Here is a 14,190-nt window from a genome sequence, read left to right as displayed (position 1 = left end):
TAACCCGAATACAAAATTTATTTGATTACAGCCGCTTATAGCTATCTTAAAACAAATGGAGGAGAATTAACGGAATATGTTGCTTATTAGCTTGGATTTACCTTTTTGCCGGTTTTATTGGCAATCATTTCCCTTGCATCTTTAATCTGTGCTTTATATTGGGTGGTTTTGATGGAATTAGCCAGCCATTCGGCCGATTTTAGATCTCTCAGCGCGAGTGTAAAGTCTTTCTTTTTAATTTTTACCTGAACAATGCCTAAAATAGATTCGATATAGGCATTGTTGCTTTTTAACTGTTTTGCCAGGATACCTTGCTGGGTATAGAACCACATCGATTGTGTATATTTTGTATTGGCCAGGTAAACTTTGCCTAAAAGGTTATAGGTGTTCATTATTCCTGCCCTGTTCCCGGTTTTGGAATAATTTTTTAGCGCCACGTTCAAGAGAATTTGCTCTGCATCGGCAAAACGGCCAAGTTGATAGTGCATATTGCTCATCTTGATAACGGCCAGCCCATACCTGTTGAAGTTTTTTACGGAATTATATTCAAAAGCTGCTTTGCCAAATAAGGTGAGCGCTTCATTGTAGTCGCCTTTTCGCTCAAAATCTTCGGCTTCCTCGAAAAAGGAATTCCCATCCTCCAGCTCAAATTTAGAAACTGCTATTCTGATCGCACTACCATTAGGTTCCTGGATCTCAGATTTATCTAGATTTTGAGCTTGTAGTTGTAATGATGCAAAAAGGCCAAATAAAGCCAATACAATTTTGGTCATGCAACAAAAATAATACTTTAAATCTAATTTTAGCTAAATACCTGTAAATTAACATCAAAAGATGCCCAAACCATGTAAGGGTGTGAGTCGCAGTGGTAAACTTCTCCTGCTGCAGAGATACCTACAATACCCGCAAAGCCATCAAAAGCCTTAAGCTCTGCAAAAGATTTATCAGATGCTTCTTTTAAAGAAAAACCATCGGTAATGCGGGTTACAATTTTTGCAGCCAAAGCGCCACTTACAATATCTTCTCCTACTCCGGTACAGGAAATACCCGCGTGCTGATTGGCATAGTTGCCAGCTACGGTTGCTGAATCGCTCACCCGGCAAGGAATTTCAAATCCTTTTCCCCCGGTTGAGGTTGCTGCGGCTAAGTTTCCGTCTGCATCAAGTGCTACGCAACCCACTGTTCCTTTGTTGTTCTTTTGGTTTAATTTAGCTTCGTATTCTAACTGGCGCTGCGGGGTAATTGGATTGAAGTATTCAAATCCATTTGTTCTGGCAAACTGCCGGCCACCGTCGCCACTCAATACCCGGTCATCATACGCGAGTAATTTTTGTGCAACCTGTATAGGGTTTTTAATCTCTTCAACATTAATTACACCACTAAATTTCTCCGTTTTACCATCCATCAGTGCCGCACTTAGCCTTACTTTTCCATCACTTTGGATCTGTGAACCTATACCTGCGTTAAACAGTTCGTTATCTTCTAACAGCGCAACCGTATAAACAACGGTTTCTAAAGCTGTATGTGTTTTTAGATATTCATGTCCGAGCGTAACAATTGATGCTAAAGCATCTTGTTTAGCTTTTTTCGTTTCCTGATTGGTAGACGATTCGCTGAAGAAACCGCCATGTATAATTAGTTTCATGAGTTAGATTTGAGTATTGCGATGTGTGATAAAGATATGAGAGAATAGAGATGAGACCTTAAGCTAACCTCAATGAATTTTGCAGGGTAAGTAAGATCTTGAACGCTAAACCATACACCCTAAGCCCTCCACCTTAACCTCTCTAGGCTACAGGCACAACCTTTGGATGATGGATCAACAGGCTATGGTCTGTTAAATCGTATACATCTCCATCACACATGACATGGACTACCATGTTTTTAATGGAAACAGGTTGCCCCATTTCTACATCGGTTAAATTGGTATCGGCCATGGTGCGGCCATCTACTAAAATTACCATTCCAGATCCAATGGCTTCCATTTTATGGCCATCAGAAATGAAAAGCCCGGTGTCTTCACCGAGTCCGATCCCTAAAATGCCAGGATTACTAGCGGCAGCATACAACAAACGGCCAATTCTGCCGCGTTGAACAAAATGTGTGTCTACAATTACATCGTCAATAAAGCCTAATCCTCCGGTAATTTTAACCTCTCCTTTTAGTAAGGCGTCTTTACTGCTGCCCTGATAAATCATATTTTTGGAGCTTGCAGCAGCTCCGGCCGAAGTTCCTGCAATAACTACAGGTTCGTTTCTATATTTTTCCAATAGAATCTGATGGGTTTTGGTTCCGCCAAAGATGGAAGAAAGACGGAGCTGATCGCCACCGGTAAAAATAATTACGTCTGCAGCTTTGATACGCTCGTAATTTTCATCAGAATTGGCTTCTTCGCGGTTGGTAATATTAAGAACGCCAACATTATGAACCTCTAGTTGTGCGTAAGCTTTTATATATTCCTCACCAACTTTTTCTGGCATTAATGATGCTGTGGTAATAATCTCGAAACGGGATTGAATATCTCTTAATGATTCTGTAGTAATCCGTTTTAAAATTCCACGCTCGAAGAAATTCATATTTTCAGGTAACCCAAACTGAGTCTCTGCAAAACTACCTGTATTTATTGCGCCACCAATGATGATGAGTTTACCTTTCGGAACCATTCTTTGTGTATTATAATTGTGTCGAAAAACCCAAATATATAGGCTTAAGATAAAAAACACGACTTTTTTTGTAAAGAATATTCAATTTATTAACAAAAGTTGAAATATTTTAATCTAAAATTAACAGGATTGCCCTTGAAAATAAAACAAATACGCCTTAAAATTGATTTAGCTAAATGAAACGTCTGTTTTCAAAATAAATGCATAATTTACAGTCATCAATTTCATTCTTGATATGGAGTATAAAGAGCGATTCTTAAAATTCCTCTTTGCCAAAAAAAACGAACAAAACATTACATGAAGATATTAAATATACAAGTATTAAGAGGACCAAACATATGGTCCATTAACAGGAAGAAATTGATCCAGATGCGACTGGACCTGGAAGATTTAGAGCAAAAACCAACCAACGTAATTGAAGGGTTTAGCGAAAGGATGGAGAAACTGCTGCCAAGCATGTTTACCCACCGTTGTTCAAAAGGTGTTGAAGGCGGCTTTTTTACCCGTGTAAAGGAAGGAACCTGGATGGGACATGTGATAGAACACATTGCGCTCGAAATTCAGACACTTGCCGGTATGGAAACTGGCTTTGGCAGAACACGTATGACCAAAACTGAAGGCATTTATAATGTGGTTTTTAGTTATCTGGAAGAAAAGGTAGGGGTTTACTCGGCCGAAGCAGCAGTAAGGATTGCCGAAGCTTTGATCAACGATGAAGAGTATGATCTGGAACACGATATCCGAAGGATGAAGGAAATACGTGAACTTGAAGCTTTAGGCCCAAGTACAGGTTCGATTGTAGAAGAAGCAGTAAAAAGAAGCATTCCATGGATACGATTGAACAAAAGTTCTCTGGTACAGTTGGGCTATGGTAAAAATCAGGTGCGCTTTAGGGCTACCATGACAGAGAAAACCAGCAGTATTGCCGTGGATATTGCCAGTAATAAGGAAGAAACGAAACGGTTGCTTACAGAAGCTGCCATCCCGGTAGCCTCAGGAGTAACGATTTCGAATCCTGACGATCTGGAAGCTTCTGTAAAAAAAGTTGGCTTTCCTCTTGTTTTCAAACCACTTGATGGTAACCATGGTAAAGGTGCAACCATTAATGTTAAAACAATGGAAGATGCGGTGGCGGCTTTTGAATATGCCAAAACGTATTCCAGAAGAGTTATTATTGAAAAATACATTACCGGATTTGACTTCCGTGTGCTGGTTATCGATCATAAAGTGGTTGCTGCGGCTCAACGTGATCCGGCACATGTAAAAGGAAACGGGATCCATACCATTCAGGAATTAATTGACAAGGAAAATGAAGATCCGCGCCGTGGTTATGGCCATGAGAATGTGTTAACCGAAATAGCTGTTGATCGTGATACGTTGGATTTATTGGCTAAAAAAGAATATACTTTAGAAACCGTTCCGGAAAAAGGAGAGGTGGTTTATTTAAAATCGACCGCTAATTTAAGTACAGGAGGAACATCTATTGATGTTACAGACATTGTTCACCCACAGAATATTTTTATCTGTGAGCGGATTTCGAGGGTAATCGGATTGGATATCTGCGGTATTGATATCATGGCACAGAACCTTACTCAACCATTAACCGAAAATGGCGGTGTGGTATTGGAAGTTAATGCAGCTCCTGGTTTTAGAATGCACCTGGCGCCAAGCGAAGGCTTGCCGCGTAACGTTGCGGCACCGGTAATTGATATGCTTTATCCGCAGGGTAAATTGTCGCAGATTCCGATCATTGCCGTAACCGGAACCAATGGAAAAACCACCACCACCCGTTTAATCGCGCATATTATCCGCAGTAATGGCAAACGTGTAGGGTTTACCACCAGTGATGGGGTCTATGTACACAATACCATGCTGATGAAAGGTGATACCACAGGACCAGTGAGCGCGGAGTTTATTTTAAAAGATCCGACAGTAGAATTTGCCGTATTAGAAACTGCTCGTGGCGGAATTTTACGGGCAGGTTTAGGATTCAATGCCTGCGATATCGGTGTGGTTACCAACATACAGGAAGATCACCTGGGGCTTTCTGATATCCACAATCTTGACGATTTAACAAGGGTAAAGGCCGTTGTGATTGGGGCAGTACGCCGCAAAGGCTGGGCCGTATTAAATGCCGATAACGGTTATTGTGTCCGTATTGCTAAAGATGCCCGTTGCAATGTTGCTTATTTTAGTATGGATGAAAATAATCCTATTGTGAAAGAACATTGTAAAAAAGGTGGAATTGCTGCCATCTATGAAAATGGGTACATCACCATTAGAACCGGTGATTGGAAATTAAGGGTAGATAAAGTGACACACATTCCTTTAACTTTCGGTGGTGCCGTAAATTTTATGATCCAAAATGTACTTGCTGCCACCTTAGCAACCTATTTATGGGGTTATAAACCAGAGGATATCCGTTTGTCTTTAGAAACCTTTATCCCTTCGGCAGCACATACGCCAGGCAGGATGAATATTTTCAGATTCAAAGATTTCAATGTACTGGTTGATTTTGCGCATAATCCTGATGGATTTAATGGTGTAAAAGCTTTCCTTCAAGGTGTTGAGGCGACGGAGCAGGTTGGGATTATTTCGGCAACAGGAGATAGAAGAGATGAGGATATTATGGAAACCGCCCGTATTTCCGCACAGATGTTTGATAAGATTTATATTTGCCAGGAAAAATATCTCCGCGGCAGACAGCAGCAGGAACTGGTTGATTTGTTAATCAAAGGCATCAAAGAAGTTGATCCTGATAAGGAAATTATTATAAACCATAAAAGTACCGCATGTTTACAGATGGCCATTGATGCGGCTAAAAAAGGTTCTTATCTAACCATTTTAAGTAATACGATTGATAATACGATTCAGCGTGTTACAGAGCATTTAGACCGGGAATTGGAATCGTAGTTTATTGACTGATTTATTCTGTCAGTGATCGTCATTCCCAACTCAAAGCTTATAGATTCCTACCTGCGCGGGAATGACGCTGTAATAAAAAAACTCCTTCGATATGTTCGAAGGAGTTTTTCATATTTAAATTACTTAAGCCTGAGCATCACGTAATCTTTTGATTTCATCGTGCGACACTCTTAAAGCTGCTTTCTGGTCTGAAATTAATTCTCTGATATTTGATGGGATATCGTCTGCCTCTAAAGCCATTTTATATGCATTTTGTGCTGCATCCTCACCAAACTCGCAATTGTTTAAAACTGTTTTGCGGTCATGGCCGGTAAATAGTGCTTTAACGTCCATCCAGGCCCTGTAAATTTTACCGGAATTGGTGGTTCCTGTTTCAATATCTTCACCCAGAGCCGATACTTCTGTTGCCAGCGCCATTTTATATTTTTGGCTTTCGCCTATCATATTTAAAAATAATGTCTTCAAATCGGCATCTTCATCTTTTAATTCCTGACGTGCTTTTTCATAACCTTCAATACGATCGTTATTAATCTGGATCAGATCGTTCAATACCTCCGCTGTTTCTGTTGTCGTTTTCATGTCTTTATTTTTTATAGTTTCGATGTTATAAAATCAACATGAGCAATTAAAAAAGGTTTGTCATTTTTTTAATTGCTTACAACAGTGAACGATTTTAACTAAAAGAGTAACAGTTGAACTGTTATTATTTTTTGGAGAAATATTGTGTAAGCTTTTCCTTAACAAAGCGTCTCACCCGTGTAACCATATTGCCTTTTCGCTTAGTTAAGAAGCGTTTGATGGCTTGATATGCAATTGGGTCTTCAGCTATTGTGGTTGGGAATTCAACAATTTGTTTAGGATTGATAATGACGTTATAAATATCATTGATTCCGGAATGCACGCCCGTGCCATCGTGGCCAATGTTGTTCACGAGTGATTGCGACGGGTTAAGTGTTATACCGCCTTTTAAAAAGATCGAGGCATACCATCTTATGGCCCAGCTATTGTTTTTTCCCTTTTTAAATTCCTGCATCTGTTTCCAGAAATTCATTTTATGATCAATAGAAAATGCAGCGCTCTTCTTTTTATCAAACTGTTTAAGAAGAACATCAATATTCGGTTCAAAATTTTTCCATGCCCTTCCCCAGGTTGCCCAACCCCAACTTGTTGCAGCCCTGTAGAAAAAGGACTGAGGAAGATCATCTGCATTTAAAGGGTACATATAAGCGCCAATATGCATCACTTTTTCCTCTTCCCGGTAATGGTTTAAGGCATTATTAAAATAGGCCAGGGTATGTGCAGAAGTAATGAGATCATCTTCAAATACGATTATCTGATCGTACTCTTCAATTAATTGGGTAACTCCTGTAATTACGGCATTGGCTAAGCCTGCATTAGTCTTACTCTCAATTACTTTAACAGATTTAAAGCCATCAGCTTTTTTAATGATTTTTCTTACTTCGGCAACTTTTTCTTTATCGTTATCGGTTTTGGCACCATCAGAGAAAATATACAAATGGCTTTCTGCTGCCAGCTCATTTTGCTGCAGAAATTGTAACGTTCGCTCAGTATGTTGCGGACGGTTGTATACGAAAAGTGCGATCGGAGCAAGGTTTTGCATGTTGTTTTACAAGATAAGATTTATAGGGTTAACTATAATGATAAGTTGACCACATCTTTAACCATATGAGAAATTTAAGGCCCATATAAGTTTAGACAAAAATATACTAATAAATTGATTCATATATTTCGTTTACATATGTTTTTTGGCCTTTAGAAAAAATATGCAAACAATTGAAGTTTATCATTAATCCAAGGGGTAATTTTAATAATTTCATATAAGTTAACAGTTGAGCAACATGGATTGGTGCAATGTTTTCAACAGCTTTAAGTTCGACAACCAGGGAGTCCGCAATTAATAAATCACATCTTAGTTCTGAATGAATTATTAACCCTTTATAATCTATTGGAATAGTTAACTCTGATCTGAAATTAATATTTCTGAGTTCAAGCTCGTGAATCATACATTTATGATAAGTGCTTTCTAAAAGGCCTGGGCCTAATGCTCTATGGACCTCAATGGCTGCTCCGTTTACCTTGTAAACTAAGTCCTTTAAATAACTTCTGGTTAATGACATTCCTTTATTAATAATTTATTAAATAATTAACTAGGGACGTTTTAAAAGATTTTAATTGCTATTGCAATATATCAAATTAAAGTTTGGTTGCAGCGATTAAACTTTATTTTCTTCTATTTCTTATATGGCTAGGATAAAAGACCGATTAGATAAACGCTATATTCAGTTAAGGCTTTTACTATATAAGTTTAAGGTAATATAAGTTTGAACAATCTTACTCTATTATGCACTTTAACTACTAAAATATATGCAGATCTTGATCTGATTTTTGAGTTAAAACGGTATAAGCATTGGCAAACTGTTCCTGCTTTTTCCTCCCTAACAAATTACCTAAGGTTTTCTTTATCCGGTATTCGAGTTCTATTTTTAGCGTTTTAGTAAACGTTTTAGGTGCTTTTCTATTCACAAATTCATTGAACTTTACGGTTTCAGTAGCTGTCATCGATACCTTATCTGCTAAAATTTCCAGCCCTTCGCTTCGCAGTAAAAACCTGAGCGAAGTTGGAGTGTACATGTTAATGTGCCCATAATCCAGAAAGTGTTTCATGCGTTTGTCTACGTCAAAACGGTAGTCTTTGGGTACTTCTACTACAATGTATTTCGCTACGCGTTTTAATTCCCTGATGAGTAGCCTTTCGTGTTCTACATGCTCCAGAACGTGCGCAAGAATAACCAGGTCAAATGTATTGTCTTGATAAGGAATTTCGTAACCGTCAAAAGTTTGGGCTTCTTTTAAACTGGAAAGTTTACGGCTTTTTATAATGTCAACACCGCTTTGGGCAATTTCTAAGGCATAAAGTTCTGGCGCGAAATGCCATTCATTTAAAAAATGTAAAATGCTGCCGTCTCCGGCACCAACCTCCAGTACTTTTTTAGGTTTTAGTCCTTTGCATACGTCGACAATGTTTTGGGCTTTATATTTTGCGCCGAGCATTCTCCATGCTACATCGCTATTGGTATAAAAATTATCGTAGGCTGTTTTTACTTCTTCGCTTAACATGGTCCTGATGGGTTAAATACCTAGGCAATTATCCTGTTTATAAAAAACAGAGGTCGCTTTTTCATAGAAAAGTCCTGGCGAAATGCCGCTAAAGCTGATCTCTTTAAAACCTTTGGCTTTTAATAAGGTGCGGGCTGGCTGATAAACCTCACGCTCACTATCATCCAGAACGAGTACACCATTTGCTGAGAGGGCATCAACGCTATATTTGCAACAGTTTACACGGTCGCGTCCATCAACAATAATAATATCGAATTTTTTGCCAATCAGCGTTGCTTTTTTCGCGTATTCTCCATCTTTCTCCAGCTGGCAGAATATCATTTCAGCATTTCCCGGACTTGTGTTTTTAACTTTATCAAACCAACCTTTATCGTGCTCAACCGAAGTTACAGAGCCTGCTCTTTCAGCATAAAAAATGGTTGAACTGCCAGAGCCATATTCGAAAATATGCTGTGATTTGTTTATCCGTTCTTTAATAAAATCGATAAAAGAATAGGTTACCCAAGGCAAAGCCTTCCCTTTTCCGTCTACAGCTTGTTTTTTATCAAAGGCCGTAAACCAGCCAATGCTGTTCAGGTAGCCCTTGTGTCCGTATGATAATAGTGCCTTAAGCCTGCTTGGCTTTGCAATTAATGTGCTTAATGCTTTAAGAGTACTCAACGTTTAAATATTTTTTGAAATGCGGTGACCAAAAATAGTGATTTTAACATCATTATACCTTGTTGCCGAGTTTTTGGAATTAATAAGATATAAAATGTCGAACAGGCACAGGCTATTAAGGTTGCAATTGATGCACCAATGCCGGCATAACGAGGTATTAGCCAAAAATTTAACAAAATGTTTATGACCGCTCCAAAAGCGGTACGGTAAAAGGAAATCTTTGTATATCCTTCGGCCAATAGATACTGAGAACTGGCACTTCCCAAAAAGACAAATACACCAGACCAGATGTGAATGGGTAACATGTTTTCTGCACCTTCAAAACGTTTATCGTAAATAATACGAATAATAAAGGTTGAGGCAAAGGTAATAACTATTGCAACAGGCAAACTTATTGCGACTAATAAATTATACAGGTTTTGCAGGCGTTTAATGTAGCGGGCATAATCGGTTTTGCGGGCATTTATCAGTGCAGGAAAAACAGAAGTAACAATAGCAACAGGAATAAAATACCAAGCCTCACTAATCCTTGCTACGGCACTATAAATTCCAACAGCACTACTTCCTTCTGTTTTTAACATTACCTGGTCTATTTTCATGTAAATAGATACCATAACAGCCGATAGTATTAAAGGAGCCGATTGCTTTAAAAGTGATTTTGCCCGAGTTTTCTTAAAATGCCAGTTAAATAGATTTAATCCTTTGTTTTGATAAAGTAAAACGAGACCCAGGGCTAAGATAAAACCATCAAAAACCAGTGCCCAGGCAAACCAGATTACTGGCAGATGTAAAAAGACTAGTAAAATTTTTACCAGAGCTGAAATAATTACACAGATATTTTGAATATGTACTACATACTTAGATTGTACCTGTGATTGAAAGTAGGAATCAATTACATTAAATGATTTAAAAAATGCGGCGAATGATAGCAGAGCCACAACATAGGTTAAGGGTTCGCCTGGATTATCTGATAATTTATGAAAAACAAGATATAAGCCGATTGAAACGGGAATCAATAATAGGTTAACGCCTAATCTCAGCAATAAAGAAGTTCCTAATATTTCGTCTTTTTTAGCCGGGTCGTTTAAAATTTCTCGAATGATAAATGTATCGAGACCTAAGGCACCAATAGCTGCAGCAATTGCAGTAAATGCATCAGCGAAGCTTAAATCGCCAAAAGAAATTGGCCCCAGGAACCTGGCAACAACAAAGCCGACAATCATGCTTAGTATTTTGCCAAACATCACCCACCCGGTATTCTTTAAATACTTGTTAAATGCTTCTTCGTCAAAACCTTTTATGATGGGTAATTTCATTAACGCAAAGATGTAAAAAAATGTGAGTTAAGTAAGGTGCTGAAAATTCAAAATATTTTATGGTCTGTAGAACTATCGCCTCTTTTGCTTCCAGCGCCTTGGTCTCAGTAGTTTTTGGTATCAGTCGTAGGAATAACAACCTAACCACTTCTTTTTGTTGCTACCATTACAGGCAAAAAGTATAGCAGGCATTGGAGGGTAAAAAGCGTATTTATGGTCACAGATTTTAGGATTAACCAGGTATTAATTTAAGTCTGAAAGCTCTTTTCTATTCTTTCTAACTGTTTTAAATGATGCTTTAAATGTATTTCTATAAACCTAAGCCATTGTTTAGCGTTTAAATACCCTAATCTTGGGTGTTTTGTTTTGCTGGTGGATTTTGAATGTGCAAGCAAATGGTAATTATCGTCCAAAGCTTTTTCAAATTCTAAAATAAAATCGAGTGCTTCTGTTTTACTGATTTTTTTTACGCGCTCTTCCAGCCGTTTAGGCACTTTATACTTTTGTGCCGGAGGTAATGCACCCAATAATAATATCAGCTTTACTATAAAATGAGTGGGTTTGCTTTCTCCTTTGCCGTTTGCCGCATTTTCCAGGGCGATTAGCGAAAGCAGGCTTGAATCAAAGATATGTGAATATACTTCGCTATAACTCCAGCCGGAAATTGGTGGAATAGTCTGGAAAATATTTTCAGGGTAATGCGATAATTTCGATTTATAGGCATCAACCACCCGATGGATCGATACCTTAACTTTTGCAGCCGTCATTTAATAAAGGTAAGCCGAATTACGGTTTCTCCAAATACTTTAAAAATTCATCTTTATAATAAGGAAATTCAAATATCTCGGCAATCGTAAAATAATTTTGCGGATCTACAACGGTTTGATAGAGGCTTTTAGCAATTTTTAACCGTTCTTCATCAAATGTGAATGTTTTAAGAATAAGTTTGCTCTGACTGCTGGAAAACGAAGCATTTTTACTTATCGCATTGATCAATCTTACCCTTTCGCTGTCAAAATTGGATTTTTTATAACTGGTATAAAATTCCTGAAAAGCCTCCGGAGATAATAAACGGTAGTATGGATCAGGTTGTGGCGGCATTGCCGGAACAATGCCTGTATTAAAAGCTCCGGTGTAACCATCAAAATCATCAAGTGCGTATTGCCTGTTTCGAAAGATATTCAGCTGTTTCAGCGTAATTAAACTTCTATTATCCAAGCTTAAAACAAGTCTTTGTTCCGGGGTCACGCTGATCTGCTGTTTTAAGATTACCGTATCGCCCTGAATAATAGATAGTATGGGTGCAGAATTATAGACATCGTAAAAACGGAACCTGCCGGTAGCAGACGAAACGATTTCTTCGTCCAGATATACGGTGTACCTGCCCGGATTAACGATTTCCAGGAAAACTTCGGCTGATCTGCGGTTGTTTTGAGCGAAACTTAGGGTAGCAAAAAGCATTGCCACTCCTAAAAAGATGGTTTTTTTCATTTTAATTGAGGTTTCATTTGTGTGTGTTTTGAATTAATGCGAAAAAAATGCCAAAACCAAAACAAAAAAGAGCGGGATTCAAAAAAGTGTTAATAACTCTTCCAAATGAACAATTTGCTGTTTTACATCTTCAGGTTTTTCTTTTTGCAAAGGATTAAAAAAGATGGCTTCCATACCAAAGTTGAGCGCACCGTAAATATCGGCTTCAAGGCTATCACCTATCATGATGCTTTCTGCCTTGATCGCTTGCGCTTTATCTAAGGCATATTCAAAAATGATGGGATTCGGTTTGTTTACACCTACATCTTCCGAAATAATCACATTTTCGAAATATGGATTAAGGTTTGAAAGGTTCATTTTGGTTAAGGTTGTTTCCTTAAAACCATTTGAAATAATATGAAGGGTATATTTTTGCTGTAGATAACTTAAAACATTTTCTGCACCTTCAAATAAATTGGTTTTGGTAGGTGAAATACTGACGTAATCATCTTCAAACTGATGCGGCACTGCGTCAGGATGGATACCCAGTTGAATAAAAGTTTTGCTAAAGCGTTCTGACCTTAAAAAATCCTTGGTGATTTTACCGAGATGATAATCAGCCCACAACTGATGGTTGTTTTGGGTGTAAGTACTGATGAAATCGGCACAGGATTTAAGTCCAAGTGTGTCTAACTGATAAGTATGATAAAGTTCATTTAGTGTTTCTTCTGCATTGCGGTCAAAGTCCCAAATGGTATGGTCGAGGTCGAAGAAGATGTGTTTTTTCATTTATGATGTTTTTACAAAGGTAACTTAATGATCTCTGATTTACAGATAAACCTAAGTTTGATTATTTATTGCCGTTTTTCATTTTTTTATTACTGGGATGCAGCAGCCTTTGTTGCCAAACCCGATTGAAGCGAACACGAAGTGCAATGTAGTAAAGCGAAAAGCGGGGCTATCCACCGCCAGGGATTACTGCATGCTTATTTCCAAATCCTATTTCGGTTCGGTGAGAGACCAGCTCATAGTATAATATTCTTACTGAAAGGAGCGCAGGTTTAGTACAAAACACTGAGTTTCCTCCCGTCTTCCGCTTGTACGCTTCGCTGCCTCGTACCTCGTTGCTGCAGGGTACCGCTGCAACCGGGGCTAGATGGCTACACCTGCATTTCATTTTCGGGGTTTTGGGTGCAGCAGCCTTTGTGGCTAAACCCGATTGCAGCGAACACGAAGTGAAACGGAGTAAAGCGAAAAGCGGGGCTATCCACCGCCAAGGATTACTGCATGCTCATTTCCAAAGCCTATTTCGGTCGGTGCGGCACCAGCTCATAGTAAAATATTCTTATTGAAAGGAGCGCAGAGCCAGTATTTCACATTAAATTTCCTCCCGTCTTCCGCTTGTACGTTTCGCTGCCTCGTGCCTCGTTGCTGCAGGGGCCCGCTGCAACCGGGGCTAGATGGCTACATCTGCATTTCATTTTCGGGGTTTTGGGTGCAGCAGCCTTTGTTGCTAAACCCGGATTGAAGCGAACACGAAGTGAAACGGAGTAAAGCAAAAAGCGGGGCTATCCACCGCCAAGGATTACTGCATGCTCATTTCCAAACCTATTTCGACCGGTTCGACACCAACCGATGGTATGATCATCCACGTTCGGCTAAATAATGGGCAACTTTTGAATCAATTTCTTCTATAAGCGCCTCATCCATGTACTGATAATCATCTGGAATATCCAAAGTGATTATTTCTTTTTCATAAACTTCCTCAGGGAAACGTTCCGTAATTCTTTGTTTGTGTTTTTTCTCCATCACAAAAATCAGATCAGCCCAGATAATCAGTTTTGCATTGATTTTAATTCTGGCTGATGGTTCCGTTCCGGCTGATCTTACCTGATGCTCGGGGTGATTTTTATACATGGTTTCGGCAGTTGCACTACGCCATTTGTTTCTGCTGCAAACAAAGAGGATATTCATTTATATTGAACGTTACAGACTCCGGACTAAAGACTCTAGACTGA

At 38.8% G+C, this 14,190-nt stretch carries 14 protein-coding genes; 1 reads left to right on the top strand and 13 read right to left on the bottom strand.

All coding sequences use genetic code 11. The features are described 5' to 3' along the window. Positions 1-86: 86 nt before the first annotated feature. The 3 genes from BM107_RS04930 to BM107_RS04920 all read right to left on the bottom strand — a co-directional run bounded on the left by BM107_RS04930 (position 87) and on the right by BM107_RS04920 (position 2,663). Positions 87-773 carry a tetratricopeptide repeat protein gene (locus tag BM107_RS04930; protein ID WP_090980915.1) on the bottom strand — a complete coding sequence of 229 codons (687 nt, stop codon included), beginning with the start codon at positions 771-773 and terminating at the stop codon, positions 87-89. 29 nt (positions 774-802) lie between these two features. Continuing rightward, a complete protein-coding gene (locus tag BM107_RS04925; RefSeq protein WP_090980913.1) occupies positions 803-1,645 on the bottom strand; it encodes an isoaspartyl peptidase/L-asparaginase in 843 nt (280 codons plus the stop codon). Between the two features lie 142 nt (positions 1,646-1,787). After that, positions 1,788-2,663, bottom strand: coding sequence for a cyanophycinase (locus BM107_RS04920; protein ID WP_090980911.1), 876 nt, complete (start codon positions 2,661-2,663; stop codon positions 1,788-1,790). Between the two features lie 297 nt (positions 2,664-2,960). On the opposite strand from BM107_RS04920, the gene cphA reads away from it, so the two are divergent. Beyond that, positions 2,961-5,576: a cyanophycin synthetase gene (gene cphA / locus BM107_RS04915; RefSeq protein WP_090980909.1), complete on the top strand. Its 2,616-nt coding sequence runs from the start codon at positions 2,961-2,963 to the stop codon at positions 5,574-5,576. Positions 5,577-5,711: 135 nt separating this feature from the next. Here the strand turns inward: cphA and BM107_RS04910 are convergent, their stop codons facing one another. From BM107_RS04910 to BM107_RS04860, 10 genes are all read right to left on the bottom strand, one after another. After that, positions 5,712-6,167, bottom strand: coding sequence for a PA2169 family four-helix-bundle protein (locus BM107_RS04910; RefSeq protein WP_090980907.1), 456 nt, complete (start codon positions 6,165-6,167; stop codon positions 5,712-5,714). 124 nt (positions 6,168-6,291) lie between these two features. Further along, positions 6,292-7,209, bottom strand: a complete 918-nt coding sequence (locus BM107_RS04905; protein WP_090980905.1) for a glycosyltransferase — start codon at positions 7,207-7,209, stop codon at positions 6,292-6,294. A gap of 106 nt (positions 7,210-7,315) precedes the next feature. Further along, the gene (locus BM107_RS04900) at positions 7,316-7,726 is read right to left on the bottom strand and encodes a GxxExxY protein (RefSeq protein WP_090980903.1); all 411 of its coding nucleotides are present in this window, start codon (positions 7,724-7,726) and stop codon (positions 7,316-7,318) included. Between the two features lie 238 nt (positions 7,727-7,964). Beyond that, positions 7,965-8,726 carry a class I SAM-dependent methyltransferase gene (locus tag BM107_RS04895; RefSeq protein WP_090980901.1) on the bottom strand — a complete coding sequence of 254 codons (762 nt, stop codon included), beginning with the start codon at positions 8,724-8,726 and terminating at the stop codon, positions 7,965-7,967. 12 nt (positions 8,727-8,738) lie between these two features. Continuing rightward, positions 8,739-9,386: an O-methyltransferase gene (locus BM107_RS04890; RefSeq protein ID WP_090980899.1), complete on the bottom strand. Its 648-nt coding sequence runs from the start codon at positions 9,384-9,386 to the stop codon at positions 8,739-8,741. Continuing rightward, positions 9,383-10,702: a flippase gene (locus BM107_RS04885; protein ID WP_090980897.1), complete on the bottom strand. Its 1,320-nt coding sequence runs from the start codon at positions 10,700-10,702 to the stop codon at positions 9,383-9,385. The genes BM107_RS04890 and BM107_RS04885 overlap by 4 nt, the downstream gene beginning before the upstream one ends. Positions 10,703-10,950: 248 nt before the next feature. Continuing rightward, positions 10,951-11,469, bottom strand: coding sequence for a DUF1569 domain-containing protein (locus BM107_RS04880; RefSeq protein ID WP_090980895.1), 519 nt, complete (start codon positions 11,467-11,469; stop codon positions 10,951-10,953). Positions 11,470-11,488: 19 nt separating this feature from the next. Beyond that, positions 11,489-12,193, bottom strand: a complete 705-nt coding sequence (locus BM107_RS04875; protein WP_090980893.1) for a proline and serine-rich protein 1 family protein — start codon at positions 12,191-12,193, stop codon at positions 11,489-11,491. A 78-nt stretch (positions 12,194-12,271) separates the two neighbouring features. Continuing rightward, on the bottom strand, positions 12,272-12,961 hold the full coding sequence (locus tag BM107_RS04870) for a YjjG family noncanonical pyrimidine nucleotidase (RefSeq protein WP_090980891.1): 690 nt from the start codon (positions 12,959-12,961) through the stop codon (positions 12,272-12,274). A gap of 855 nt (positions 12,962-13,816) precedes the next feature. After that, positions 13,817-14,146 carry a low molecular weight protein tyrosine phosphatase family protein gene (locus BM107_RS04860; RefSeq protein ID WP_090980887.1) on the bottom strand — a complete coding sequence of 110 codons (330 nt, stop codon included), beginning with the start codon at positions 14,144-14,146 and terminating at the stop codon, positions 13,817-13,819. Positions 14,147-14,190: the final 44 nt, after the last annotated feature.

Origin of the sequence: Pedobacter suwonensis (assembly GCF_900111825.1) — a bacterium.
Lineage (GTDB): Bacteria > Bacteroidota > Bacteroidia > Sphingobacteriales > Sphingobacteriaceae > Pedobacter > Pedobacter suwonensis.
This window is presented reverse-complemented; position numbering and strand designations above follow the sequence as displayed.

Bases quoted from the DNA above. Each gene is read 5' to 3' on its own strand.
- BM107_RS04930 (WP_090980915.1), bottom strand. From the start codon at position 773: ATGACCAAAATTGTATTGGCTTTATTTGGCCTTTTTGCATCATTACAA.
- BM107_RS04925 (WP_090980913.1), bottom strand. From the start codon at position 1,645: ATGAAACTAATTATACATGGCGGTTTCTTCAGCGAATCGTCTACCAAT.
- BM107_RS04920 (WP_090980911.1), bottom strand. From the start codon at position 2,663: ATGGTTCCGAAAGGTAAACTCATCATCATTGGTGGCGCAATAAATACA.
- cphA (WP_090980909.1), top strand. From the start codon at position 2,961: ATGAAGATATTAAATATACAAGTATTAAGAGGACCAAACATATGGTCC.
- BM107_RS04910 (WP_090980907.1), bottom strand. From the start codon at position 6,167: ATGAAAACGACAACAGAAACAGCGGAGGTATTGAACGATCTGATCCAG.
- BM107_RS04905 (WP_090980905.1), bottom strand. From the start codon at position 7,209: ATGCAAAACCTTGCTCCGATCGCACTTTTCGTATACAACCGTCCGCAA.
- BM107_RS04900 (WP_090980903.1), bottom strand. From the start codon at position 7,726: ATGTCATTAACCAGAAGTTATTTAAAGGACTTAGTTTACAAGGTAAAC.
- BM107_RS04895 (WP_090980901.1), bottom strand. From the start codon at position 8,726: ATGTTAAGCGAAGAAGTAAAAACAGCCTACGATAATTTTTATACCAAT.
- BM107_RS04885 (WP_090980897.1), bottom strand. From the start codon at position 10,702: ATGAAATTACCCATCATAAAAGGTTTTGACGAAGAAGCATTTAACAAG.
- BM107_RS04880 (WP_090980895.1), bottom strand. From the start codon at position 11,469: ATGACGGCTGCAAAAGTTAAGGTATCGATCCATCGGGTGGTTGATGCC.
- BM107_RS04875 (WP_090980893.1), bottom strand. From the start codon at position 12,193: ATGAAAAAAACCATCTTTTTAGGAGTGGCAATGCTTTTTGCTACCCTA.
- BM107_RS04870 (WP_090980891.1), bottom strand. From the start codon at position 12,961: ATGAAAAAACACATCTTCTTCGACCTCGACCATACCATTTGGGACTTT.
- BM107_RS04860 (WP_090980887.1), bottom strand. From the start codon at position 14,146: ATGAATATCCTCTTTGTTTGCAGCAGAAACAAATGGCGTAGTGCAACT.